At 59.2% G+C, this 23,543-nt stretch carries 22 protein-coding genes; 4 read left to right on the forward strand and 18 right to left on the reverse strand.

From position 1 onward, the window contains the following. Nucleotides 1–13 precede the first annotated feature (13 nt). From MWH26_RS15240 to MWH26_RS15275, 9 genes are all read right to left on the reverse strand, one after another. On the reverse strand, nucleotides 14–1,183 hold the full coding sequence (locus MWH26_RS15240; RefSeq protein ID WP_247974942.1) for a sensor protein KdpD: 1,170 nt from the start codon (nucleotides 1,181–1,183) through the stop codon (nucleotides 14–16). A 204-nt stretch (nucleotides 1,184–1,387) separates the two neighbouring features. Beyond that, nucleotides 1,388–2,518 (reverse strand): porin, encoded by a 1,131-nt coding sequence (locus MWH26_RS15245; RefSeq protein WP_247974943.1) that lies wholly within the window; start codon nucleotides 2,516–2,518, stop codon nucleotides 1,388–1,390. A gap of 181 nt (nucleotides 2,519–2,699) precedes the next feature. Then, complete coding sequence (gene kdpC / locus MWH26_RS15250; protein WP_247974944.1) at nucleotides 2,700–3,251, reverse strand: potassium-transporting ATPase subunit KdpC; 552 nt, start codon at nucleotides 3,249–3,251, stop codon at nucleotides 2,700–2,702. A gap of 137 nt (nucleotides 3,252–3,388) precedes the next feature. Beyond that, entirely contained in the window at nucleotides 3,389–5,434 is a 2,046-nt protein-coding gene (gene kdpB / locus MWH26_RS15255) for a potassium-transporting ATPase subunit KdpB (RefSeq protein ID WP_247974945.1), read from the reverse strand. Between the two features lie 176 nt (nucleotides 5,435–5,610). Next, nucleotides 5,611–7,311: a potassium-transporting ATPase subunit KdpA gene (kdpA, locus tag MWH26_RS15260; RefSeq protein WP_247974946.1), complete on the reverse strand. Its 1,701-nt coding sequence runs from the start codon at nucleotides 7,309–7,311 to the stop codon at nucleotides 5,611–5,613. A gap of 9 nt (nucleotides 7,312–7,320) precedes the next feature. Next, complete coding sequence (gene kdpF / locus MWH26_RS20275; RefSeq protein WP_375374049.1) at nucleotides 7,321–7,401, reverse strand: K(+)-transporting ATPase subunit F; 81 nt, start codon at nucleotides 7,399–7,401, stop codon at nucleotides 7,321–7,323. A 134-nt stretch (nucleotides 7,402–7,535) separates the two neighbouring features. After that, on the reverse strand, nucleotides 7,536–7,889 hold the full coding sequence (locus MWH26_RS15265) for a DUF7674 family protein (RefSeq protein WP_244697467.1): 354 nt from the start codon (nucleotides 7,887–7,889) through the stop codon (nucleotides 7,536–7,538). A 290-nt stretch (nucleotides 7,890–8,179) separates the two neighbouring features. Then, nucleotides 8,180–9,310 carry a TlpA disulfide reductase family protein gene (locus MWH26_RS15270; RefSeq protein WP_247974947.1) on the reverse strand — a complete coding sequence of 377 codons (1,131 nt, stop codon included), beginning with the start codon at nucleotides 9,308–9,310 and terminating at the stop codon, nucleotides 8,180–8,182. Between the two features lie 145 nt (nucleotides 9,311–9,455). Then, complete coding sequence (locus tag MWH26_RS15275) at nucleotides 9,456–10,808, reverse strand: sigma-54-dependent transcriptional regulator (RefSeq protein WP_247974948.1); 1,353 nt, start codon at nucleotides 10,806–10,808, stop codon at nucleotides 9,456–9,458. Nucleotides 10,809–11,107: 299 nt separating this feature from the next. Between MWH26_RS15275 and MWH26_RS15280 the strand changes: the two genes are divergently transcribed. After that, nucleotides 11,108–11,953: a phosphatase PAP2 family protein gene (locus tag MWH26_RS15280; RefSeq protein ID WP_247974949.1), complete on the forward strand. Its 846-nt coding sequence runs from the start codon at nucleotides 11,108–11,110 to the stop codon at nucleotides 11,951–11,953. 103 nt (nucleotides 11,954–12,056) lie between these two features. Next, a complete protein-coding gene (locus MWH26_RS15285; RefSeq protein ID WP_247974950.1) occupies nucleotides 12,057–12,470 on the forward strand; it encodes an EamA family transporter in 414 nt (137 codons plus the stop codon). 35 nt (nucleotides 12,471–12,505) lie between these two features. Here MWH26_RS15285 and MWH26_RS15290 read toward each other — a convergent pair whose 3' ends face one another. Next, nucleotides 12,506–13,147 (reverse strand): chloramphenicol acetyltransferase, encoded by a 642-nt coding sequence (locus tag MWH26_RS15290; RefSeq protein WP_247974951.1) that lies wholly within the window; start codon nucleotides 13,145–13,147, stop codon nucleotides 12,506–12,508. 57 nt (nucleotides 13,148–13,204) lie between these two features. On the opposite strand from MWH26_RS15290, the gene MWH26_RS15295 reads away from it, so the two are divergent. Continuing rightward, complete coding sequence (locus MWH26_RS15295) at nucleotides 13,205–13,924, forward strand: HAD family hydrolase (protein ID WP_247974952.1); 720 nt, start codon at nucleotides 13,205–13,207, stop codon at nucleotides 13,922–13,924. Here the strand turns inward: MWH26_RS15295 and MWH26_RS15300 are convergent. The 7 genes from MWH26_RS15300 to MWH26_RS15330 form a co-directional block, all read right to left on the reverse strand. Beyond that, nucleotides 13,917–15,449 (reverse strand): ArnT family glycosyltransferase, encoded by a 1,533-nt coding sequence (locus tag MWH26_RS15300; RefSeq protein WP_247974953.1) that lies wholly within the window; start codon nucleotides 15,447–15,449, stop codon nucleotides 13,917–13,919. The two genes, MWH26_RS15295 and MWH26_RS15300, sit on opposite strands and share 8 nt — an antisense overlap. Nucleotides 15,450–15,663: 214 nt before the next feature. Beyond that, nucleotides 15,664–15,996, reverse strand: coding sequence for a DUF5615 family PIN-like protein (locus tag MWH26_RS15305; protein ID WP_247974954.1), 333 nt, complete (start codon nucleotides 15,994–15,996; stop codon nucleotides 15,664–15,666). Then, nucleotides 15,997–16,224 carry a DUF433 domain-containing protein gene (locus tag MWH26_RS15310; RefSeq protein ID WP_244697479.1) on the reverse strand — a complete coding sequence of 76 codons (228 nt, stop codon included), beginning with the start codon at nucleotides 16,222–16,224 and terminating at the stop codon, nucleotides 15,997–15,999. Between the two features lie 160 nt (nucleotides 16,225–16,384). Further along, the gene (gene uvrB / locus MWH26_RS15315; RefSeq protein WP_247974955.1) at nucleotides 16,385–18,421 is read right to left on the reverse strand and encodes an excinuclease ABC subunit UvrB; all 2,037 of its coding nucleotides are present in this window, start codon (nucleotides 18,419–18,421) and stop codon (nucleotides 16,385–16,387) included. Between the two features lie 320 nt (nucleotides 18,422–18,741). After that, on the reverse strand, nucleotides 18,742–19,107 hold the full coding sequence (locus MWH26_RS15320) for a DUF6970 domain-containing protein (RefSeq protein ID WP_247974956.1): 366 nt from the start codon (nucleotides 19,105–19,107) through the stop codon (nucleotides 18,742–18,744). A gap of 27 nt (nucleotides 19,108–19,134) precedes the next feature. After that, nucleotides 19,135–20,745: a hypothetical protein gene (locus tag MWH26_RS15325; protein WP_247974957.1), complete on the reverse strand. Its 1,611-nt coding sequence runs from the start codon at nucleotides 20,743–20,745 to the stop codon at nucleotides 19,135–19,137. After that, complete coding sequence (locus MWH26_RS15330) at nucleotides 20,726–21,418, reverse strand: RNA polymerase sigma factor (RefSeq protein ID WP_188555971.1); 693 nt, start codon at nucleotides 21,416–21,418, stop codon at nucleotides 20,726–20,728. The genes MWH26_RS15325 and MWH26_RS15330 overlap by 20 nt, the downstream gene beginning before the upstream one ends. A gap of 436 nt (nucleotides 21,419–21,854) precedes the next feature. Here MWH26_RS15330 and wrbA point away from each other — a divergent pair, with 436 nt between their 5' ends. Beyond that, nucleotides 21,855–22,466 carry an NAD(P)H:quinone oxidoreductase gene (gene wrbA / locus MWH26_RS15335; protein WP_247974958.1) on the forward strand — a complete coding sequence of 204 codons (612 nt, stop codon included), beginning with the start codon at nucleotides 21,855–21,857 and terminating at the stop codon, nucleotides 22,464–22,466. Between the two features lie 248 nt (nucleotides 22,467–22,714). On the opposite strand, the gene MWH26_RS15340 is transcribed toward wrbA, so the two are convergent. After that, entirely contained in the window at nucleotides 22,715–23,452 is a 738-nt protein-coding gene (locus MWH26_RS15340; protein ID WP_247974959.1) for a LytR/AlgR family response regulator transcription factor, read from the reverse strand. Between the last annotated feature and the right edge of the window lie 91 nt (nucleotides 23,453–23,543).

Raw genomic sequence — 23,543 nt, forward strand, 5'->3', positions numbered from 1 at the left:
AACGTGAGGCCGATCAGTAGGTCACCAGAAACAGGTCCAGGTCGGTATCCGTGTGGGCCACGGCCCGGATCAGGGCCGACGTAGTACCCGGACGACGGGTTAGCCGCTGCCACCAACCTTTTTCCCGCGTGACGCCGCAAATAAGTAGGGTAGCGCGCTTTTCCTGGGCCACGCGCAGTATCTCCGCTACCACCGCATCCGACTTCACCCGCAGAATCTGACCGCCCAGCTCGGTGGCTAATTGCAGATTGCGCAGCAGGTGGCGCTGGGTAGCCAGTCCTACCCGGTCCGCTGATTCGCGGGCGGTTTGCACATAGAGCACGTACCAAGTGGCCGTGCCCAGGCGGTCGGCGAGGCGGGAGGTTTTGCGGATGATTTCGCGGGCGGCCGGGGCGTTGGAATTGATACAGGCCAGCAGCCGGTCGTGGTTGCGACGCGGGGCGGGCACCGGGGCCGCGCCCGTATCAATCTGGCGGCTAAGCTGCCCGGCCACTTCCCGCAACGCTAGCTCACGCAGTTGCAGCAAGTTTTCGGGCTGAAAGAAGTTGCGCAGGGCCGTGGGCACCTTCTGCGGGTCGTAGATTTTGCCTTCTTCCAGCCGGGCCCGCAGCTCGGGCACGGTCAGGTCCACATTTACTACCTCATCGGCCAGCTTGAGGAGCTGGTCGGGCACCCGCTCGGCTACGTCCTGGCCCGTGATGCGTAGCACCTGGTCGTGGAGGCTTTCCAGGTGCTGGACGTTCACGGCGGTAATCACCGAAATGCCCGCCCGCACCAGCTGCTCCACGTCCTGCCAGCGTTTCTCGTTTTCCGAGCCGGGCACGTTGGTGTGAGCCAGTTCATCGACGACGACCACCGCCGGCCGGCGCTGCAGAATAGCCGCCACGTCCATTTCTTCCAGCATGCGGCCTTTGTAGAAGATGCTTTTGCGCTTGATCAGGGGCAAGTTCTGCAGCTGGGCCACGGTGCCGGCCCGCCCGTGGGTTTCCACGTAGCCCAATACCACATCTACGCCGTGCTGGCGCAGCTCCTGGGCCTCCTGCAACATGCGGTAGGTTTTGCCTACCCCCGCGGCCAGCCCAATGTACACCTTCAGCCGCCCGCGCCGCGGCTCCTGCACCAGCCGCAGAAACCGCTCCGCCGATAAGTCGCGCAGCTGGTCGTCATCGTTGGAAGGAGGCATGGAATAGACTTGTGGAAATTACTGTGCTGTTGGGTACAGACCCCGGGGTCGTTCTGGCATCGGCGCCTCACCCCCCGGCCCCCTCTCCGGGGGAGAGGGGGAGCCGAACGACTATTGGTTAGCCAGCAGGAGAGATGCTTCGGCTGCGCTCAGCATGGCAGACGATTTTATTTAGACTTGTAGCCCAACCTGCTTACTTCCTTCCTAGAAAGAAATAGCAATGCTGCTGGTCAGGTTGCCGTAGGAGTTGGAAGGCTGGCCGTTGCGGTCGGTGAGAAAATCCTGGCCGGAGTGGAATACGCGGCCTTCTACTCGGAAAGTCACGTTGCTAGTGGGCAGGTAGTCGAGGTTGAGGGAGGCGGCTTTTACCTTGAAGTCGGCATCCGTGGGGGCCGGTGAAATTGAGGAGATGATGACGCCGTGGTCGGCGTTGTAGTACTCGGCGCGGGCCGTGGCCGACCACTTATCGGCCAGCTTGTAGCGCACGAATGCCGCGCCGGTGTGCCAGGTATCGGCTTTGCTGCCGCGGGCGGCCTGCTCCTGCTTGCCCACGTCGAATACGCCGGCCACGCTCAGGCGCTCGGTGACGGCGTAGCTCACGTAAAAATCGTGGAAGTAGCGGCGGCGCTTCTGTAGGGCCTGGGGTTGCTCGTTGCCATAGAACGTGCTGCTGTTGATGAGCAGCTTGTCGGTTGGCTTCCACTGAATTTGGGTGCCCACCGCTTTTTTCTGGTTGTTTTCCCGGATGTTCTGCCAGCCGTTGAGCACCAGCGCCGTTAGGGTCAGCTTGGAGTCCACTTCGTAGGTGAAGCGGGCGCCGGCCTCGTAGTACGGCGAGTTTTCGGCCATCATAGACCTGGTAAGCGTCCAGTTATCTTTGCTGATAGCCGACTCGAAACCAATGTGGGAGCCGAAAATACCTACGTCGAGCCAGGCTTTCTGGAACGGCCGGAAACCCGCGTATGCCTCGTAGATGTGGCGCAGCACCGGGTCCTCGGCGGCGTAGTTGGCTGAAACGTAGGTGCCGGCGTGCAGGCCCAGGGCTCCGCGCACCTGCCCGTTGTCGTAGCGCAGGCCCAGAATGGCGTTGTTCACCGTAAACTCGTTCTGGCGGTCGTGGGAATACAGGAAACCGGGCCGGTCGTTGGTAGCCGCGTGCTTGATGTCGTAGCCATAGTAGCCATCCACAAACCCGTAGGTAGTGAGGGGGTTGGCAGGCGGGGTAGCTGGCGCCTCGGCAGGCGTCACCACTGAATCGGCAGCAACGGGAATGGTTTGAGCGGTAGCAGCTGCGCTGCACAGCAGGCCGAGGGCAAGTAGGGAAATAGATTTCATGGGAGAGAAGTGCCCGTAGCGTGCGGCGGGTAGAGGGAATAAGGACGAAAGAATACGATCAAACGAAGGTAGGCGAGCTGGGCTGTAGAGACGCGATACTTCGCGTCTTGTTGTTGGCTGATGTTGTGTGTACCCGCGTTCTGCTGGGCCGTTCAACGACAAGACGCGAAGTGTCGCGTCTCTACAGCTCATCCAGCGCTACATTTAGGCGCAGCACGTTCACCCGATCGGGGCCCAGCAGGCTGTGCTGGGTGTGGCGGGCTACCAGGGCCTGCACTTTCGCGACGTCGAGCTGGCGGGCGCGGGCCACGCGGGCTACCTGCACGGCGGCTCCGGCGGGCGAGAGGTGCGGATCGAGGCCGGAGCCAGAGGCGGTTAGTAGCTCGGCCGGTATCTGGGCTTTGCTTACGCTGGGGTTCTGGAGCAAGAAGGTACCGAGGCGGGCCTGCACCGTGGCCAGGTACTCGGAGTTGCTGGGGCCTTTGTTGGAGCCCGCCGAGCCGGCCGAGTTGTAATCTACCGCCGAGGGGCGCGACCAGAAGTACTCCGGCCGGGTAAATTTCTGGCCCACATTGTCGTAGCCCACCACGCGGCCCCGGTAGCGGATGGTTTCGCCCTGGCCGCTGTCCGGGGCCAGTTGCGCCCCGGCCCATACCAGCGCCGGGTAAATCAGGCAGCACACTACCAGGAGCACAAGGGTCAGGCGGAAAGCGGGAAGCAGGTATTGTTTCATGTGTTTCTTTTGATTTTCTGTCATCCTGAGCGGAGCGAAGGACCTTATCACGCATGACAAGTCATTCGATGATCGTGCGAACCTAATAAGGTCCTTCGCTCCGCTCAGGATGACAGATGTTTTGTTATGTCAGCTTTCTATAAAAACAGCCCTACCAGCAGGTCTATCAGCTTAATGCCGATGAAAGGGACGATGACGCCGCCCAGGCCATACACCAGCAGGTTGCGGCGCAGCAACGCCGAGGCGCCGATGGGCTTGTAGGCTACCCCGCGCAGCGCCAGCGGCACCAGCAGCGGAATGATGATGGCGTTGAAGATGACCGCCGAAAGAATAGCCGACTGTGGCGACTTCAGGCCCATAATATTTAGCGCACCCAAGCTCGGAATAGCCACCATGAACAAGGCCGGCACGATGGCGAAGTACTTGGCTACGTCGTTGGCGATGCTGAACGTGGTGAGCGTGCCGCGGGTCATGAGCAGCTGCTTCCCGATTTCCACTACCTCGATGAGCTTGGTGGGGTCGTTGTCGAGGTCCACCATGTTGCCGGCTTCCTTGGCGGCCTGGGTGCCCGAGTTCATGGCTACGCCCACGTCGGCCTGGGCCAGGGCGGGCGCGTCGTTGGTGCCGTCGCCCATCATGGCTACCAGCTTGCCCTCCTGCTGCTCGCGGCGGATGTAAGTCATTTTGTCCTCGGGCTTGGCTTCGGCAATGAAGTCATCCACGCCGGCTTTTTCGGCAATGAAGCGGGCCGTGAGCGGGTTGTCGCCGGTTACCATCACGGTTTTGATGCCCATTTTGCGCAGGCGCTCAAACCGCTCCTGAATGCCGGGCTTGATGATGTCCTGCAGCTCCACCACGCCCAGCACCCGGTCGTTTTCGCTCACTACCAGGGGCGTGCCGCCGTTGCTGGCAATGGCTTCCACGCGCTGGGTGGTTTCCTGGGGGAAGGGCTGGTTGGCACGGTTAGCGAGCTGGCGGATGGCATCGGAAGCTCCTTTGCGCAGGCGTGTTCCATCCGGCAGCGTCACGCCGGAGCTGCGGGTTTCAGCCGTGAACTTGATGAGCTCAGCGCCTTGGAGGCGGACTTGCAGCTGCTCGGGGCTTACTTGCTTTTCGCGGGCCAGCTCCACAATGCTTTTGCCCTCGGGAGTCTCGTCGGTGAGCGAGGACAAGGTAGCCAGCTCAATAAACTGCTGCTCCCCTACCCCCGGCGCGGGCCAGAAGTGCGTGGCTTTGCGGTTGCCGATGGTGATGGTGCCGGTTTTGTCCAGGAGCAGTACGTCAATGTCGCCGGCAGTTTCCACGGCTTTGCCGCTTTTGGTGATGACGTTGGCGCGCAGGGCGCGGTCCATGCCCGCAATGCCAATCGCCGAGAGCAACCCACCAATGGTGGTCGGAATCAGGCACACGAACAAGGCAATAAAGGAGGCAATGGCAATGGGCGTGTTGGCGTAGGCGGCGAAGGGCTGCAAGGTCACGCACACAATGATGAACACCAGCGTAAAGCCCGCCAGCAAGATGGTAAGGGCAATTTCGTTGGGCGTTTTCTGCCGCGAAGCGCCTTCTACCAGGGCAATCATCTTATCCAGAAACGACTCGCCGGGCGCCGTCGTCACCACTACCTTAATACGGTCCGACAATACCTTGGTGCCACCCGTCACCGACGACTTGTCGCCGCCGGCCTCCCGAATTACGGGCGCCGATTCGCCCGTAATGGCCGATTCGTCGATGGTCGCCAGCCCCTCGATAATTTCCCCGTCGGTAGGAATGATTTCGCCGGCCTCCACCAGAAATACCTGGCCTTTCTGGAGTTGGGAAGAAGACACCGAGGAGATGTTGCCTTTTTCGTCAATGACGCGGGCTGGGGTTTCCTCGCGGGTTTTGCGCAGACTTTCGGCCTGGGCCTTGCCGCGGGCCTCGGCAATGGCCTCGGCAAAATTGGCGAATAGCAAGGTCAGAAACAGCACCACAAACACGGTGAAGTTGTAGGCAAAGGAGCCCTGGGCCGCATCGGGCTTCACGAGCAGCCCCAGCGTCACGAGCAGCATGACCACCGTCCCGATTTCCACGGTAAACATCACCGGGTTGCGGAACATCACGCGCGGGTCGAGCTTCACGAAGGCTTGCTTAATAGCCTCCTGCACCAGCGCGGGTTGAAACAAGGATTGTTCTTTGGTTGACATATTGTGGACCCCACCCCCCGGCCCCCTCCCCGGTGGGGAGGGGGAGCCTAACGCCTATGGGAAGTTGTCTAGAGGTGACTATTTAGTGGAGGTAGCTGTGTGGCTACTCTATAAGTGAACGATGTCGTGAGAGGCTGACCTGAGCCCCTCCCTACCGGGGAGGGGTTGGGGTGGGGCTAATACAGGGAGAAATGTTCGGCAATGGGCCCGAGCGCCAGGGCCGGGAAGAAGGCTAGCGCAGCAATGATGACGATGACAGCCATAACCATCACGCCAAAAGTGGCCGTGTCGGCGGGCAAGGTGCCGGCGCTTTCGGGCACATACTTCTTGCGGGCCAGCAAGCCGGCAATGGCCACCGGACCGATGATGGGCAGGAAGCGGGACAGCAGCAGTACTACCCCCGTGCTGATGTTCCACCAGGGTGTGTTGTCGCCGAGGCCCTCGAAGCCGGAGCCGTTATTGGCAGAGGCGGAGGTAAACTCATAGAGCATTTCCGAGAAGCCATGGTAGCCGGGATTGGCCAGCCAGCCGGCGTACTCGGTGGGGTTGCCGGCGTAGAGGTGGGCCGTGAGGGCCGTGCCCGCCAGAATCAGCAGCGGGTGCAGCAGGGTCACGAGGATGGCAATTTTCATCTCGCGGGCCTCAATCTTCTTACCCAGCAGCTCCGGGGTCCGGCCTACCATCAGGCCGGCAATGAACACGGCAATGATGAGGTAGGCGAAGAAGTTGAGCAGCCCTACCCCGCACCCGCCGTAAAAGGCGTTGGTCATCATGCCCAGCATCTGGGTCAGGCCGGAAAGCGGCATAAACGAATCGTGCATGGAGTTCACCGAGCCGCAGCTGATAACCGTGTTGGTGATGCTCCAGTAGGCCGAAGCCGCCGCACCAAACCGCATTTCCTTGCCCTCCAGCGCCCCCAGCCCCTGGTTTACGCCCAGGCGACTAATAGCAGGGTTGCCCTGCAGCTCATAGTACACTGTAGGGGCCAGCAGCACCACGAAGCCTACCGTCATGACCCCGAAAATCATCAGGGCCAGCTTGCGGCGGTTGAGGTAGAAGCCGAGGGCAAATACCATGGCCATGGGGATGATGACCAGAGCAATATTCTCGACGGCGTTGGTGAAGTAGTTCGGGTTTTCGAGCGGGTGGGCCGAGTTGGCTCCGTAGAAACCGCCCCCGTTGGTGCCCAGCTCCTTAATAGCCACCATAGCCGCCACCGGCCCCCGCGACACAGCTACCGAGTCGCCCTGCAGGGTCACTAGCTCCTGCTTGCCCTGCAAGGTCATGGGGGTGCCGTTGAAGGCCAGCAGCAAGGCTATGAGTAGGGAGCCCGGCAGCAGCAGGCGCGTGAGGCTCTTGACGAAGTAGTTGTAAAAGTTGCCCAGCTTATCGGTGGCGCGGGTTTGCAGGGCGTTGAACACCACCATGGCCGCCGCAATGCCCGTAGCAGCACTCACAAACTGCAGGAAGGTAACCACCACAATCTGCGAGAGGTAGCTCAGGCCCGACTCGCCAGAGTAGTGCTGCAGGTTGCAGTTCACCAGAAAGGAAATGGCCGTGTTAAAGGCCAAGTCCGGCGACATGCTGGGGTTCTGGTCAGGGTTGAGGGGTAGGCTGCCTTGAGTAGAAAGGACCAGCATAGCCAGCAGGAACCACACAAGGTTAATGGTAAGCAAGGCCACCAAGTGCTGCTGCCAGCTCATTTCGCGGCGGGCATCCAGGCCAGAAAGGCGGAAAATGCCGGCCTCCACGGGCCGCATAAAATCAAACAGGTTCTTTTCGCCTTTAAACACCCGGGCCAGGTAGTGGCCCAGCGGCAGGGCCAGCAGCAGCGTCAGGAAGTAAATGGCGCCGATGCCGAGTAGTTCGTTGTTCATGGAAGTAGGTTAGAATTTCTCCGGGCGCAGCAGCACGTAGCAGAGGTAGCCGAACGTGGCGAGGGAGAGGACAAACAGGGTGACCATCATGGCACGAGGTGGCGTTAGATGTGGTCGAAAAAATCGACGGATTTATAGAAGAGCCCGAACCCGGCAAGGCCGGCAGCAGTGAGCAGCAGAATCATAAGTAAGGGTGCCATGCAAGTGTGAATGAGCTAGCTGCGCTAGGGCAGCATGTTGGTGTGCGGATACTGGTATAGCTGGTACAGGCGGGTGGGCATCAGCTGGCGGGCAAGCTGGTTGCCGTAGGTGCTGCCATCGAGGTGCAGGCAATGCAGGTACACGTTCTCCATGGCGCGAGTCAGGTAGGCGTCGCCCTGGCGCACGAGGCGGTCGGCTACCTCAAAGCAGTGCTTGAGCAGGGCCAAACGGCCTTTCTCGGCAGCAGAGCGGGTGAACAGAGCGAAGCAGTCGAGTTGCCGGTACATGCTCTGGCGCACCGCGGGCACTTGTAACGCTGGGCTTAGCTCCGGAAAATTTTCGAGTAGCACGATGGCCGTTTCGGCAGAGGAAATCATCTGGGGTAGATGGGTAGGGTGAAATATTCCGTGCAGCGCTAGCAGCTGTGGCTCGGTTACCGAAACCGTCTGATAGCACGCTACCCCTCTTGCCAATTCAGGCCCGTTTATAGTCAGCCTGCTCTCCCCTGCCTTGCATCTACTTGGTAATCAGATACAAAATTTCGCTGCCTATAAAACTCCACTTTCTACGACGCAAAAAAACCGAGTTATTCTGACCCGGTGTGTCGGTCAGAATAACTCGGTTGTAAGGTTTGTTAACCAGAAAGCTGGCTCCTCCGCCAGCGTTATTACTTGATGTATTTCGCCAGGGTAGCTTTTAAATCAGCGCCTTTGAGGTTGGCGGCTACAATTTTGCCTGTGGGGTCAATGAGGTAGTTTTGCGGAATACCGCGTACCTGATAACTGCGCGCAGCCGCGTTTTCCCAGCCGCGGAGGTCAGAAACCTGCGTCCAGGTTAATTTATCGTCCTGGATGGCTTGCACCCATTTGTCGCGCTGCTTTTCGTTATCCAGCGACACGCCCAGTACCTCGAAGTTGCGGCCTTTATACTCGCTGTAGGCCTTGGCAACCGTGGGGTTTTCCTGCCGGCAAGGGCCGCACCAGGAGGCCCAGAAATCAACCAGTACGTACTTGCCGCGGTAGTCGCGCAACGATACGGTTTTGCCATCGGGTGTTTGCTGGGTGAAATCGGGGGCCGTCGCCCCGATGGCTACGACTTTCAGCCCCCGCACCATCTCGCCGTACTGAAGCCCTTGCGGGCTGTTCTTGAGCGCTGGGCTAAACGCCTCGTAGAGCGGGGCGACGGTAGCATACTGGGGCAGGTCCATCATTTGGAGCCCCAGCAGGGCGTCCAGGCTAGCCCAGGAACTAGGGTTGGCCTTGATGAAGGTGTAGTTGGTGTTGACAAGCTCCTTGGTTAAAGCTTCAGACCGGGATTTTATTCGCTCCTCAAAAGCCGGATCCTGTCGCTGCTGCTCGGTAGCCTTTTGCACTTCGGCGCCCAAAGCGTGCATGCTGGCAATAGTCGGCTTCATTGCTTTATCCAGCCGCAGATAATCGTTCATGGCCGGGCCACCCTTGATGGTGGCGTGCGCCAGTGAATCGGGGCTGGTGATGAGGACCGTACCGGGCTCTAGAAACACGCGCGTACGGTCTCCCATCGGCCCGAACAAGCTCCCCAAACGGCCGTTGCGCCGGAATATCAGGTCGGCCGTAGTGGGCACCTCCGTGGTACCTTTCAGCTCAAATACCCCGTTTTTCAGCGTGGCCGAATCCGCCACCGCCCCGCGCCGCACCAGGTATACCTTAGCCGGAGCATCGAGCTTGCCCAGCGTGCCTTTAATGGTGAAGGGAGTGGTCGTTTGTGCGTTGGCCAGCCACGGTGCTGCTAACAGCAAGCCCAATACATGCTTTTTCATAAAGATGAGTAAGTAGATAAAACACAGATGTTTGCCTGCCTTCTGCCCTCAGAAGCCGGCGTACTCAAGTAACGGAAATTCTATGACTATCAGTATACCCTTCCCGCTATATACCAGACTCATCTGCGACTTTACTGGACCTTTGCTACAGCCCGTACTCCTGAATCTTGCGGTAGAGGGTTTTGGTGCCAATGCCGAGCTGGCGAGCGGCTTCCATTTTGTTGCCGCTGGTTTCCTGGAGTACCTGCCGGATCTGGCGCTTTTCCAGGGTGCGCAGGGTGCGGTCGGCGGCTTCGTCGGTGGTGAGGGGGGTAGGCAGGTAGTGGAATTCGGCGGGTAGGTCGTCCGTGGTGAGCAGGTCGCCGTCGGCCAAGATGGCGGCGCGCTCCAGCACGTTTTTCAGCTCGCGCACACTGCCGCGCCAGTCGTAGCGCTGGAGCTGCTGGAGCACTTCGGGTTCCAGGCCGCGCAGGCGTTTGCGCAGGCGGGCAGCGAAGTATTGCAGGAAGTAATCGGCCAGCGGGGCAATGTCCTCGCGCCGCTCGTTCAAGCTAGGTACCAGCACCGTGAACACGGAGAGGCGGTAGTAGAGGTCGGGGCGGAAGTGGCCTTCGGCGGCTTCCTGCTTGAGGTTGCGGTTGGTGGCGGCCACTAGGCGCACGTTCACGCTGGTAGGTTTGGTGTCGCCGAGTTTGGTGAACTGCTGAGTTTCCAGCACCCGCAGAAATTTGGCCTGCACGTTCAGCTCCAGCTCCCCAATTTCATCTAGAAACAAGGTGCCGCCGTTGGCCTCTTCCAGCAGGCCCTTCTTATCCGATAACGCCCCCGTAAACGCGCCCTTCTTATAGCCAAACAGCTCCGATTCCAACAAATCTTTCGGGAAAGCTGAGCAGTTCACGGCCACAAACGGCTTGGTATGGCGCGAACTGGCCTGGTGAATGGCCTGGGCAAACAGCTCCTTGCCCGCGCCGGTAGGGCCTTCCAGCAGCACGGTGCTATCCGTGGGCGCGACGCGCTGGGCCAGTTTCTTCGCCTGCTCCAAGGCCCCGGAGCGGCCAATCATGCTCTCGAAGCTGTACTGGGCGCCTACCTTCTTTTCCAGATCGGCGACGCGCTGTTGCAGGCGGGCTTTTTCGGCGGCGCGCTCCACCACTACCACCAACTGGTCATCGGAGTCGCCCTTGGTGAGGTAGTCGAAGGCGCCTTCCTTCATGGCCCGCACCCCGTCGGGAATGGTACCGTAGGCCGTCATCAGAACCACCTCCGCCAGCGGAGCGGCTTGTTTGTAGCGGGGTAGCAAATCGAGGCCGTAGCCATCAGGCAGCTTTACATCCGAAAGGATTACCAGTATTTCCTCAGCGTGTAAGCGCAGTTGTTCCAGGCCGCGGCGGGAATCGGGCGCTTGCAGCACGGTGTAGCCTTCTAATTCCAGCACCCGGGCCAGGAGCTGGCGCAGGCTGGTTTCGTCGTCGATGAGCAGTACGGTTCCGGCGGGCATTTTGGGCGGGCAATAAGGCGGTAGGGGCTGCAAGGGTACACAGAAACGACGAAAACGACCGTAAGCCTACCAGCAGTTGTTCCTGCAGTTTCAATAGCCTGCCCTGCTCAAGCCGGCCGTAGAGTGCTGAGCCGTAACGGAGTGGGCCGGCCCGCACAAGGCAGCTAGCGCCGTTGAGCTGCATACTTTGCCGCTCCTTATTCAGACAAGTTGGCTACAAAATCGTTAGGTACTCTGCCTTAAGAACCTATGTGTGGGTTCCGCTTCCTCCCGATCAGCTCATGTTTACCTTTCGCTTCATGAATTCTATTGCTCGCCGGATTGCCCTTGGCCTGACGCTCAGTGCGGCATCTATCGGGCCGGGCCTGGCCCAGGTGCTGCCGCCCGCTACCCCCGCCGATACCACCCATAAGTTCGAGAATCCGGCCGGGGTGCCGGCCGTTGTAAAGCAGCCCTGGTACAAGGGCAAGCTGGTCAAGGCGACCATTGTGCCGGCCTTGCTGATTGGCTACGGAGCTTACACCTCTAACGGGGGCGGTTTCTATACCAACCAGGAAGCTAACCGCGACATACACAAGCTGTTTCCTACCTTCCGCACCAGCCTCGACGACATCCTGATATTTGTCCCCTACGCTGAGCTGGGCCTGGTGGCCTTGTCGGGAGTAGAGTCTAAAAACGACCAGCTAAACGTGGGGCTGGTGGTGCTAAAAAGTGAGTTAATCATGCTCACGACGGTATTTGCGGTGAAAAATCTGAGCCGAAAAACCCGGCCCGATGGCTCCGATCAGTTGTCGTTTCCCTCGGGGCACACGGCGCAAGCCTTTCTGGCCGCCAGCATTGTGCACAACGAGTTTCGGGACAAAAGCCAGTGGTACGGCATTGGGGCCTATACCATTGCCACCAGCGTGGCAGCCCTGCGCATGATTAACACCAAGCACTGGCAAAGCGACGTGGTGGCGGGCGCAGGCTTCGGCATTTTATCGGCCCACCTCGGCTACCTGACCCACCGCAACCGTTGGGGCCGCAAGCCCCGCTTGCCCGAGGGCATGGGCTTTTCGCCGACTTGGTTGCCCAGCTACGGCCTGGGCGCCGGCGGGGGGCTGAGTGGTACGCCAGGCTTTAGCTTTACCTGGCGGCCGAAGTAGAACGAGGTAGCAAGCCACAGCAAGTCCGGGCTCGGAGCGCCAAACAGTTGGCGGCCGCGTCCGGGCTTCGTACCCTAAGTAGTACCTTTTCTTCTAGCGACTTATGTGGTGGACGTATGCGCTTCTATCGGCTCTGTTTGCGGCCCTAACCGCCATTCTAGCCAAAATTGGCATCAAAGGAGTCGACTCGAACCTGGCTACGGCGGTGCGGACGGTTGTTATTCTGGTGCTGGCCTGGGGCATCGTGTTCTTCCGGGGCGGTTTGGCCGAGGTGCACACTCTTTCGCGCACCAACCTGCTTTTTCTGGGGCTTTCGGGGCTGGCCACGGGGCTGTCGTGGATCTTTTACTTTAAGGCCCTGCAAGTCGGCCAGGTTTCGCAGGTAGCACCCCTAGACAAGCTGAGCGTGGCGCTGGCCATTGTTCTTTCGGTCGTGTTTCTGGAAGAAAAGCTGACCTTACAGACAGGAGTAGGTGCCGGCCTGATTGTCATCGGCACGCTGGTCCTGATTCGGTAGCGCCACTGAGCCAGTGCCCTGCTGGTGAGGCAGAACTACTCGTTGCCAGCAGCATCTAGCTCCCGCTGAAAAGCGGCCAAGAACAGGCCTACGTGGTAGCCATCGGCTAGGCCGTGGTGCACATTGACGGCTACGGGTAGCAGCAGCGCCTCACCTTGCCGCCGGGTTTTTCCCACCGATATTTTCGGAATGCTGTCGGGGTGCCCAAAGGAGCGGGCGTGGGTCAGGCTGGTAAAGGAAATCCAGGGCAGAGCCGAAAAGTGAACTACATCGGGCCGGCCCGTGGTCGGAGTCAGGCGCAGGCCAGTGGTTTGGCGCACCGCCTCCATTTCGGCCGCCAGCCCTACCCCAAATTCTGTGAGCGAAGAGGCGTAGGGCACAAAGGAAAACCCGAAAGTATGGTCTGGACGGGTAAGCGTGGCCGAAACGTGCACCTGGTCGTAGCAGTATACTTGCCCTTCCTCTATGCGGTAGCGCAGGGCCTCTACCTCGTTTACGGCCGTAAGGGCGCAGTGCAGGTAGAGCTGAAAAAACGATACCCCCAGGTCTTTCGCTCGGGCGTAAGCGCGGGTGGCATCCACCTCCGCCACCACCCCAAAAAACGGCTCCTCAAAGGCGGAAAAGAAGGCAAAATGCTCTCGTCGGTTCCAGGTGCTCAGGTCTACTAGCTGCTTCATAGGGCCGCAAGTTCGGTAACTTTGCCGAAGCCTTTGCCCCTCTCCACCCTTCGCTTTATGCCCGCACCTCGCCTGATTGCCTTTGATGCCGACGATACCCTTTGGCCTAACCAGCCCCACTTCGACTACGCCGAGGCCCAGCTGTATGAGTTGCTGACCCACCACGGCGAGCCGGGCGTTATCGGGAGCCGTTTCAACGAAGTGCAGCGCCAGAACATGCACTTGTTTGGGTACGGGGCCAAGTCGTTTATGCTTTCGATGATTGAAACCGTCATTCAGCTGACCGGTGGCGCGGTAACTGGCACCGAAATCCAGCACATCCTCGACCATGGCAAACGCCTGCTCAGCTTTCCTATTGAGTTGCTACCCGATGTGCCCGAAGTACTGATGGCTCTGAAGCGGCAGGGCTACCCCCTCATGCTGCTCACCAAAGGCGACCTGTTCGACCAGGAAAGCAAGCTGGCCCGCTCCGGCCTCGGCGACTTATTTGACTACGTCGAGATTGTGAGCGAAAAGAACGAGGCTACCTACCAGCGCATCCTCGCCCGCCACCAGGTAAGCCCCGCGCAGTTCCTGATGATCGGCAACTCCCTGAAGTCGGACGTGCTACCGGTGGCCCGCTTGGGGGCTCAGGCCGTGCACGTGCCCTACCACACCACCTGGATTATGGAAGAAGTACCAGCCGAGCAGCTAGTAGGGGTAGCCTTCCACACGCTTACTTCCCTGGCCGAAGTGCCGGCCTACATCGAGCTGCTGGGCTCCTCGCCGGTTATTTAGGCCCTAGTACCACCAGCAATTGGCAGGGAGTCGCGCGGCCCAGGATACGGGTAACGAACCGCGCCTGCACTTGCTGGTGCAAAGTTTCATCACACACCACCACCGTATCGGTTGGGACCAGCGAGGCCAGCTGCCGGACGCTGGTAATGCGCAGGTCCAGGTTCCGCTCGGCCTTGTAGGCCAGCTTGTAAAACGTAAACACAGGGTTGTATTCGCGGCCGGGGTCCCAGGCGGTAGACACCACGTTCGTTTTAACGATATCGGGCACCACCACGGCCACGGAAGCTAGGTGGGTACTAGCAGGCAGCGCTGACAGGTAATTTCGGTAGAAGTAATACGGGGTGCGGTGCTGAAGCTGAATCAGCATATCTAGGAGCATACCGCGGTAGGGCAAGCCAAAGAACAGGAGCGTAAATCCCGCCATGCTAACCACTTGCGGTACGTAACGCCCCAGGTAGGCCGCGTGCAGCAGCTCCCAAATTCGGGCTATGCCTAGCCCCGTTAGTAGGGCCAGCGGTGGATAGATGGGGGCGGCGTACCAGGCCAGCTTGGTGGCTGCACAGCTGATGAGCAGCAACCAGCAGGCACTGAAAATAAGCAGTAACCCCACTGCCCGCCGCTGCACCGGATTAGACTGCCACCACGCCAGGACAACGGCAGGAGCTAGCCAGTACAGCCAGGGCACAAAGTCCCGAATTTTGAGGTAGACGAGGTAGTAGTTCCACGGGCCGCTCAGGTCATTTAGCGCCGTAGAGAAGCGGCCGCCCAACTCGTTTTCTCGCACGGCTTGCCAGTAGCCTGGGGTGCTGACTTCGTGGCCCAGGTAGTAACCGCCCACCAGCCCAAGCAGCACCGCTACCGCAGCGTAGAACTGCCGGTTTCGTAGTATAAAGCCCAGCCTACCCTGCCAGAGCGTGTACAGCAGCAACCCTGGCAACCCGAGTAACCCCGCCACGCCTTTGGTCAGAATGGCCCCCAGCAAGGCACCAGTAAACAGCCACCAGTCTCGGGAGCGGGCTTTTTCTAGGTACCGGAAATAGAAAATCAGCAGGAGTAGCTGCCAGCATACCAGTAGCCCATCGTAGTCGCCAGACCAAGCCACGTGTACCCGGAAGTAGCCGGCGGTAGTCAGCAGAACGAGCCCCGCAAACAGGCCCGCGGCTACATTGCGCAAGACTTTCGCACTAAACCAGTATAAGGCGCTAACAGTTGCCACCACCGCCCCCACGGTAGGCAACCGGATGGCTACTTCATTAAACCCGAACAGCTTAATGCTCAGCACTTGCAACCACAGCAGCAAAGGCGGCTTAGTGTTCCATAAATCGGGCTGACCTTCGAAGTGCGCCACCAACCAATTGTTGTTTAACGCCATTTCCGCCGCATTTACGGCTACTCTAGACTCATCCCAGAGGTATATAGGTTCGGGCAATACAAGCAGCAGCGGCCCAACCGTCGGTAGTAGCAATATCAGGAATAATACCTGGGCCCGATGCTGCCGTACCCAGGTCGTTAGCGTATGTACCATGCCCAGAAGGAACCCACTTGCCAGTGCGTAAGCTAGTGCCACTTGGGGTAGCGCTGAAGACTGGTCAGCCAAAAGTACCAGATTCGGGCGGAGCGGCTGCCTACTTGGGCTGACGTTTCAACGCTACTGCTGTTACAGCGTTAATTCCTACAGCCTATTCTGTCCAGTGCACCCTAGTTTTCTAGGGACATATCGAACAACGTATCGAACACGGCTAGTACAGCTCTAAAATGCCCAACTCTGCAGTGTCTGCTAAAGATTGAATATCGACTAGATGACGGACTAGTGTTTCCGCAACATGGTGGGTAGATTGGTTGCCCATTCGCAGCAGCACTACTTTGGGTGGGAATCCATACACTCCTGCTAATCGATAAAAGTCCTCATCGTTCGTAATAATCAGGTAGTCATTTTGTCGCGCCCACTCCCAAATTAGGCGGTCATCAGCCGCAGGAGTTAAACCAGTACGACTGACGTGTAACACCTGAACATGTGACTCAAGCTGCCGTACCAGCCGGTACGATAAATTAGCATCTAGTAACCACCTCATTTAAGCGGCTACTTGCCGGGTGCGCTGCTCAATAGCGGCAGCAAAAGCCAAAGCCGCCCGTATATGCTCTAAAGTTAGCTCTGGAAAGTCTTCGACGATTTCCTCAAAGCTCATCCCTGAGGCTAGCCAGCCCAACACATCCTGAACCGCGATGCGGGTTCCTACCAAGCAAGGTTTGCCAAACCGCACCCCTGGCTGCGTACTAATAAGTGGATGAGCAGTTTTCATGTAAAAAGATAAGAAAGTTTGCTGGCAGGAATGCTTGAACTGATAGAGAAACGTGGGTAGGCCGCAACAAATTACTGTCGTTTCAAGCGAGGGACCTGCGGTAGCATCTGAAGTACAGTCTTAGGTTCCCGCTTCGTAATAAGTACTTATTGGGCCCTTACTAGTCGCGCTTGGTCTTGAGCACCTGTTTGAGGCCGGCCAGCTCGTCGCGGAGTTTGGCAGCAGTTAGGAAGTCGAGGTCCTTGGCGGCAGCCTCCATCTGCTTTTCGGTTTGCTTAATAAGCTTTTCCAGGTCCACTTTGCTCATCATGGAAACTACCGGCTCGGCGGCAATGGCCAGGGCGGCGTCCTCAGTAGGGCCGGCGTAGCTTGGCGCTTCCGCAATGCGGTAGTCCGACAGCGAGGTTTGTTCCATAATGGCCTCGCGCGACTTACGCACCGTGCGGGGCGTGATGCCGTGTTCCTCATTGTAGGCCATCTGGGTAGCCCGGCGGCGGTTGGTTTCGTCGATGGCGCGCTGCATGGAGCCCGTAATGCGGTCAGCGTACATGATTACCTTGCCCCGGTCATTACGGGCAGCGCGGCCCATGGTCTGAATCAGGCTGCGTTGGTCGCGCAGGAAGCCTTCCTTATCGGCGTCGAGAATGGCCACCAGGCTCACTTCCGGCAAGTCGAGGCCTTCCCGTAGCAGGTTTACCCCAATCAGCACGTCGATTTCGCCGAGGCGCAACTGGCGTAGAATCTCTACCCGGTCCAGGGTTTTCACGTCGGAGTGTACGTAGCTCGACTTGATGCCCAGGCGCTCCATGTACTTCTGCAGCTCCTCGGCCATACGCTTGGTAAGAGTCGTTACCAGCACCCGGTCACCCATTTTCACGCGGTTGTCCACTTCGTCCAGCAGATCGTCAATCTGGTTGCCGCTGGGACGCAGGTCAATTTCGGGGTCGAGCAGGCCGGTAGGGCGAATGATTTGCTCTACCACTACCCCGTTGGCCTGGGTTAGCTCGTAGTCGGCGGGGGTAGCCGACACGAATACGGCCTGGCGCACCATGCCCTCAAACTCGTTGAAGGTAAGCGGGCGGTTGTCCATGGCCGAGGGCAGGCGGAAGCCGTACTCCACCAGAGCTGTTTTGCGGCTCCGGTCGCCGCCCCACATGGCCCGGATTTGGGGCATGGTGGCGTGGCTCTCGTCGACTACCAGCAGGTAGTCTTCGGGGAAATAGTCGAGCAGGCAGAAGGGCCGGGAGCCGGGCTGGCGGCCGTCGAAATAGCGCGAGTAGTTCTCGATGCCGGAGCAGTAGCCCAGCTCCCGAATCATTTCCAGGTCGAACTCGGTGCGCTCCATGATGCGCTTGGCTTCGGCATCACGGCCTTCTTTCTCGAAGTAGGCGTGCTGCTGGGTCATGTCGAACTGGATTTCCTTGATGGCCTGGTTGAGCGTGTCCTTGCCGGTTACGAATAGCTGGGCGGGGTAAAGCGTAACAGACTTCTCGTCGGCAAGCTTCTTGCCGCTTACGGGGTCAATCTTGTGAATGGCCTCTATTTCGTCGCCGAAAAAGAAAATGCGGTAAGCGTAGTCGGCGTAGGCCGGAAACAGGTCTACGGTGTCGCCCTTCACCCGAAATGTACCGCGGGTAAACTCCGCCTCGGTACGCGAGTACAGAATCTGGACGAAGGAATAGAGCAGGTTGTTGCGCGAGTAGCGCAGGCCGGGGGCCAGGAAAATGACGTTTTTGCCAAACTCCTCGGGGTTACCGATGCCGTAAATGCACGACACGGAGGCTACCACAATCACGTCGCGGCGCCCGCTGAGCAGCGTGGAAGTAGTGTGCAGGCGCAGCTTCTCGATTTCCTGGTTAATGGCCAGGTCTTTTTCAATAAAGACGTCGGTAGAAGCAATGTAAGCCTCGGGCTGGTAGTAGTCGTAGTAGCTGATATAGTACTCGACGGCGTTGTTGGGGAAGAACTGCTTGAACTCGCCGTAGAGCTGGGCCGCAAGGGTTTTATTGTGACACAACACCAGGGCTGGCTTGCCGGTCTCGGCAATAACGTTGGCCATGGTGAAGGTTTTACCCGTGCCTGTGGCCCCCAGCAGTACCTGCGCTGGCTCGCCATTATTAATTCCTTCCACCAGTTGCCGAATGGCCTGGGGCTGGTCGCCGGTGGGTTTGAATTCCGAGGTCAGTTGGTAGTGCATGCGGGGAAATATAGGCCAGAAAGGTAGCCTATGATAACTCTAAAACTCAACTTATGGTTCGGAGGGAAAGTGAAGCGGTGAATGAGTAGCTAAGTGCATGAGTGAAGTATGTCATGGCGAGGTAGCGAAGCCATCCTTCCTCTCGTGTATCCTAAAGCCTACTAACGTGACAAGCCCCTGACGCTAGCACGGGCATCAAGGGCTTGTTTTGCTTTAAGGGGTAGCATATTGGCTAGGATAAATAGCGGCGTCGTGCCTCCTCGCCATGACAGTACATTCACTCACCACTTCCACTCAATCACTCATTCACTACCTTACCGCTACCGCGGGTCGCGCCAAAGGAGGGTGGCGTTGGTGGCCGTGGCGGCAAAATCCGGGCACCGTCCGTCGCCGGTTTTGTTGGGGCCACCGGCGGCGGCACAAATCACATTGCCGCAGGTGTCAAACAGGTAGCTGTAGTTGGCAGCATCGCCGCCCGTTACTAGGTACACGGTGCGGCCTTGGTAGGTGTACTGGATTACTTCGGCCGCGGGCGTTTGCTTGGGTTTCTGCTGTAACTGCTCAATCAGGGTAGCGGAAAAGTTGGTTACGCAGGTACCGTCTACTGCTTCATCAAGGGAATTGGAGCAGGATGCAGCGCCCGTTAGCAGCAATCCTAGTGAGAATGAAAGAAAAAGGCGACTCATGGAAAGCAAGGCAATACGGCGCAGGAATTATTGAGCAGCAATGGGCTGAGGCTTCGCCGTTCCAAATTCCATGCTAGCTTCCAGTCCGATACTGTAGGGGCGGCTTTGGCGCGCACCGCGCTGGTTGGGGTGGGCGTTAAGGGTCGTTAGGCCGGCTTCGGCAGTTGGCCCTATTACTACGTTCCAGGCGGCCGTAGCCGGCTGATACCGAACGCCCGTGCCCCCGCGTAACGAGGTCAGCACCTGCCGGTACGGCGACTCCGCCGATTTTAGAGTGTAGGTGCGAGTAGCTTCCGGGGAGCCTTCGAGCTCCGAGCGGCTACCCAGCAGCACGTTTACGGCCGCCCCTACCTTGGCGTACAGAGAAAGGCCGGGCTTGGTGGAGCCATAGCGCACGCCCACCGGAATACCCGCCGTGCGGTAGCGGTAGGAAGTGGCGCGAGGCTGGGCCGGAGCTGGGCTGTAGGCCGCGGGCCGGTTGAATACATCGGCAGCCTCATGGCCCACCTGCTTGCCATCGATAAAGCCGTAAGTAGTGGCGGAGGTAGCGCGTTGCTGGGCCACCTCGGCCCCGGAGGTGAGGGTCCACCGGTCGTTGAGGGCGTAGGAAGCCACCAGGGCGGCCCGCTGACTTACGCCGGCCCGCAAGTTGCGGCGGTACTCGTCTTCGGCCTCATCTTGGTAGTAGCTACGCACGGCGTTGGTCAGCATGTTCGTTCGCAGCCGGCCATCGGTGTGGGAGAAGTTGATGTTGGGGTTGTAGGAACCTACCGCGTAGCTGGCGCCCAACCGCAGCCGGCGCCATAGCTTTGGGGTTTCCTTCTGCTCGGGCTCAGGCGCAACGGCTACTTGCGGGGCCGAAGCCGGCAACTGCGGAGCCATCAGCAAAGAAGGCTTCAGGGTATCGGGGCGGCTTAGGCCCAAGCCGCTGCGCAGAGCCGCAGAGCGGGGCTGCATTCCCGTCAGGCTAGCGAAAAAAGAGGTGCTGCTGGCTCCAGCTCCATTCCCCGACGACGTTACTTGGCGATACACATCCAGTAGGCTACCTCCCTGCGCCGGAGCAGAAGAATACAACCCCGTAGCTGAGCGCCCAGTCCCATTCTGCGCAGCATACACAGAGGTAGAGTTACCACGCAGCAGCGCGGCTAGCGCCGGCCCGGTAGCACCAGAAGTAGCTTCCAAGCCACTTGGTACGGCGCTGGCTGAGCTGGAAGCCGTGGCTGGAAAAGCGGCAGAAACCGAAGCAGTAGCGGCATTTTCTGTCCCGAACCCGGAGGTAGCCGCAGCAGTTGAACCTACAGCACCAGATGAAGTAGCAGACCCGGCCGGCAGTTGCACGGCCAGCTCGGGCCCCACGGCGGCGCCATTCTGCCACAGGAAAGCCCAGCTGCCAAAGCCCAGGGCCAGCAGTAAGCAGGCGGCGGCAACCCAACGATGTACTACCAGGCGGCGGCGGTAGGTCACGTTTTGCTGCACCACCTGCTCGTTCTGCTGCACTACCAGCTCGTGGTCGAGCTGGTCCCAGAAGCTGGCGCGCGGAGCCACCTCAGCCTCGGCAAACTTTTGCCGGAACAGGTGCTCTAGGTCGCCGGTTGAGCGGGGGTCGGGAGTATTTGTGTTAGGAGCGGATGCTGCCATGCGTGCGATGAGCGTCGAGACGCTCGATTTTACTTTTCAAAATGGCCCGGGCCCGGGAGTACTGCGACTTGCTGGTGCCCTCGGAAATACCGAGCATGTCGCCAATTTCTTTGTGCCCGTAGCCTTCAATGGCGAACAGGTTGAACACCATGCGGTAGCGCGGGGCGAGGTCCTGAATCATGTTCAGCATCTCCTCGAAATTGTAATTGGAAAGCGTAAACTCCTCGCCGGCCAAATCCTCTGGGTACTCGCCCCCGTCGCTGACGGCCACCAGGGGCGCGTTGCGGCGGTGCTGGCGCAGGGCGGCGTTGACCATGATACGGCGAATCCAAAATTCCAGCGGACACTCCCGGCGGAAGCTGGCCAAATTTTTAAATACGGTCAAGAAGCCTTCCTGCAGTACGTCCTCGGCCTCGAAGGTAGTTTGGGCGTAGCGCAGGCACACGGCCATCATGCGGCCGGCAAATCGTTCGTATAAATACTTCTGCATCAATCGGCTACCAGCTAGGCAACCATCAATCAGCTCCGAATCTGAGAGCTGGGAAGGCGGGGTCAGGGGGCGCACGGGAGCAGCTAACGACGAGGAGTGGGACTCCGGGCGCGCCGCAGCGGCGCTACCCGGCAACAGGCTACGCAGCCCGCTCCCTCCCAGCGAGGCCGACAGGGCGCTCATTGGAAGTTCCGGCCCCGGCGGGGTCCGGCGTTACGACGCTCACCAGCGGCCAGCCCCATCAGGAGCTCGGTTCCGCGCAAGTAAGAATGCTGCATACGTTGCGAAGTCGGATAGAAATAAAGCAGGATACCTTCATTGTGGAAAGGAAGGCTGTGGTGGTAAGATGCTGCCGCTGTAGGGTAAGGTTGCATTCAGACTGGCCTTTTTTTATAGCCCCGCCTGCCAAGGGAAACCGCAGAAATATTCCGCTTAAGATAAGCAGATCGGCAACCTATTCCAGCGTTACCATGTAGGTACATATCTTATAAGCGAATACACCGTCTATTGGGCGGGGAAAACGCTCACATAGCGGGCGGTAGCCGCGCAGCCAACCGCTTAGTGCCTACTGCTGCTTTACTACTTGTCTTTCGTTTTTCACCTAAAAAACCAACTGCTTATGAAGACGCTCGTGCTGTTTTATTCCACGTATGGTCACGTATACAAGCTGGCGGAAGCCGTGGCGGAAGGCGCCCGGCAGGTTGCCAGCAACGAGGTAGCCATCAAGCGGGTGCCCGAAACCCTCCCCCCCGCCCTGCTCGACAAGATTGGCGCTACCCAGGCCCAGAAAGCCTTTGAGCACATTCCGGTGGCCACGCCCGAGGAGCTGGAACAGTACGACGCCATTATCATTGGGACGCCCACGCGCTACGGCAACGTGTGCGGCCAAATCCAGTCGTTTCTGGATGCTACGGGCGGCCTCTGGGCCCAGGGCAAGCTGATTGGCAAAGTTGGCGGTGCTTTTGTGAGCACGGCTACTCAGCACGGCGGCCAGGAAACCACCATCCGATCCTTGCACACGGAGCTGTTGCACCACGGCATGGTCATCGTGGGCTTGCCCTACGCCTGGCAGGGCCAGATGGGCCACGAGGAAGTAACCGGCGGCACTCCTTACGGAGCTAGCACCGTGGCCGGCGGCCAGGGCGAGCGGCAGCCCAGCGCCAACGAACTGGAAGGCGCCCGTCACCAAGGCCAGCACACTGCCCAGATTGCCAGCAAACTGGCGAAATAGTGAATTGGTGAATGAGTGACTGAGTGAAATGTCGTGGCGACGACACCGAGGCCATATTTCCTCTCACTTGCTCGAAGCTTAATAAACCGACAAGCCCTTACTTCCAGCGCGGAGGTAAGGGCTTGTCACATTTGGAGGGGTAGCACGTTGGGCAGGCGGATGGCTTCGCGCCGCTTTCCAGGACACGTTTCAAGGTGAGGAGTTTCAGCGTAGCTCGGCCTTCTTAACTTGACACCTAACTCAACCACCTACAACAAGTTGTACGCCTTGATGAGGTTGGTGAAAGAATCCCGGTAGGTGTCGCCGATGGGAAGTAGGCGGCCGGCTACCTGCACTTTGCCCCGCTCCACGTGCTCAATGCGGCTGAGGGCAACGAGGTAGGATTTGTGAATGCGCGCAAATCGGTCGGGCGGCAGCACCTCTTCTACCCTCCTGAACGACTGGAGCGTGAGCACCTTACCGGTGGTGGTATAAATCATCAGGTACTCCTTCATGCCCTCGATGTAGAGAATATCATCGAAAGCCACGCGCTGCAGGCGGTGCTCGTTCTTGACGAACATGGCATCTGGCGCCACGGGGTGAGCCTCCGCGCTGGCGGCGGGAGGGGCCGCTGCCGGGGCCGGCGCGGGAGCAGCCAAGTGCTGGCGCACCTTCTGCACGGCCTGCACAAACCGCTCAAAGGCAATGGGTTTCAGTAGGTAGTCAACAGCGTTCAGCTCGTAGCTGCGCACGGCGTACTGGTCGTAAGCGGTAGTAAACACAATGCGCGGACCGGGCTGGGGTAACAGTTGGGCCAGCTGCACGCCCGTGAGGCGGGGCATGTGAATATCCAGAAACACTACATCCACGGGGTTATCCTGCAGGAAAGCCAGGCCGGCTAGGGCATCGTCGAACTGTCCTTTTAGCTCCAGGCCCGGCACCTGGGCGCAGTAATCAGCTAGCAGGTCCAGGGCCAGGGGTTCGTCGTCGAGAATAGCGCAGGTCATGGCTTGGGTAGCTTTGTTAGGGTATGAGGGTAGGAGGGTGTGCGGGTATAGGAGTATGGGGGTGCGAGGGATTTAGAGCAGGAAGGTAAGA

The organism is Hymenobacter sublimis, assembly GCF_023101345.1.
Taxonomy (GTDB): domain Bacteria; phylum Bacteroidota; class Bacteroidia; order Cytophagales; family Hymenobacteraceae; genus Hymenobacter; species Hymenobacter sublimis.

Excerpts from the sequence above, each read along its gene's own strand:
- MWH26_RS15240 (WP_247974942.1), bottom strand. The coding sequence starts at position 1,183 with ATGCCTCCTTCCAACGATGACGACCAGCTGCGCGACTTATCGGCGGAG.
- MWH26_RS15245 (WP_247974943.1), bottom strand. The coding sequence starts at position 2,518 with ATGAAATCTATTTCCCTACTTGCCCTCGGCCTGCTGTGCAGCGCAGCT.
- kdpC (WP_247974944.1), bottom strand. The coding sequence starts at position 3,251 with ATGAAACAATACCTGCTTCCCGCTTTCCGCCTGACCCTTGTGCTCCTG.
- kdpB (WP_247974945.1), bottom strand. The coding sequence starts at position 5,434 with ATGTCAACCAAAGAACAATCCTTGTTTCAACCCGCGCTGGTGCAGGAG.
- kdpA (WP_247974946.1), bottom strand. The coding sequence starts at position 7,311 with ATGAACAACGAACTACTCGGCATCGGCGCCATTTACTTCCTGACGCTG.
- kdpF (WP_375374049.1), bottom strand. The coding sequence starts at position 7,401 with ATGATGGTCACCCTGTTTGTCCTCTCCCTCGCCACGTTCGGCTACCTC.
- MWH26_RS15265 (WP_244697467.1), bottom strand. The coding sequence starts at position 7,889 with ATGATTTCCTCTGCCGAAACGGCCATCGTGCTACTCGAAAATTTTCCG.
- MWH26_RS15270 (WP_247974947.1), bottom strand. The coding sequence starts at position 9,310 with ATGAAAAAGCATGTATTGGGCTTGCTGTTAGCAGCACCGTGGCTGGCC.
- MWH26_RS15275 (WP_247974948.1), bottom strand. The coding sequence starts at position 10,808 with ATGCCCGCCGGAACCGTACTGCTCATCGACGACGAAACCAGCCTGCGC.
- MWH26_RS15280 (WP_247974949.1), top strand. The coding sequence starts at position 11,108 with ATGAATTCTATTGCTCGCCGGATTGCCCTTGGCCTGACGCTCAGTGCG.
- MWH26_RS15285 (WP_247974950.1), top strand. The coding sequence starts at position 12,057 with ATGTGGTGGACGTATGCGCTTCTATCGGCTCTGTTTGCGGCCCTAACC.
- MWH26_RS15290 (WP_247974951.1), bottom strand. The coding sequence starts at position 13,147 with ATGAAGCAGCTAGTAGACCTGAGCACCTGGAACCGACGAGAGCATTTT.
- MWH26_RS15295 (WP_247974952.1), top strand. The coding sequence starts at position 13,205 with ATGCCCGCACCTCGCCTGATTGCCTTTGATGCCGACGATACCCTTTGG.
- MWH26_RS15300 (WP_247974953.1), bottom strand. The coding sequence starts at position 15,449 with ATGGTACATACGCTAACGACCTGGGTACGGCAGCATCGGGCCCAGGTA.
- MWH26_RS15305 (WP_247974954.1), bottom strand. The coding sequence starts at position 15,996 with ATGAGGTGGTTACTAGATGCTAATTTATCGTACCGGCTGGTACGGCAG.
- MWH26_RS15310 (WP_244697479.1), bottom strand. The coding sequence starts at position 16,224 with ATGAAAACTGCTCATCCACTTATTAGTACGCAGCCAGGGGTGCGGTTT.
- uvrB (WP_247974955.1), bottom strand. The coding sequence starts at position 18,421 with ATGCACTACCAACTGACCTCGGAATTCAAACCCACCGGCGACCAGCCC.
- MWH26_RS15320 (WP_247974956.1), bottom strand. The coding sequence starts at position 19,107 with ATGAGTCGCCTTTTTCTTTCATTCTCACTAGGATTGCTGCTAACGGGC.
- MWH26_RS15325 (WP_247974957.1), bottom strand. The coding sequence starts at position 20,745 with ATGGCAGCATCCGCTCCTAACACAAATACTCCCGACCCCCGCTCAACC.
- MWH26_RS15330 (WP_188555971.1), bottom strand. The coding sequence starts at position 21,418 with ATGAGCGCCCTGTCGGCCTCGCTGGGAGGGAGCGGGCTGCGTAGCCTG.
- wrbA (WP_247974958.1), top strand. The coding sequence starts at position 21,855 with ATGAAGACGCTCGTGCTGTTTTATTCCACGTATGGTCACGTATACAAG.
- MWH26_RS15340 (WP_247974959.1), bottom strand. The coding sequence starts at position 23,452 with ATGACCTGCGCTATTCTCGACGACGAACCCCTGGCCCTGGACCTGCTA.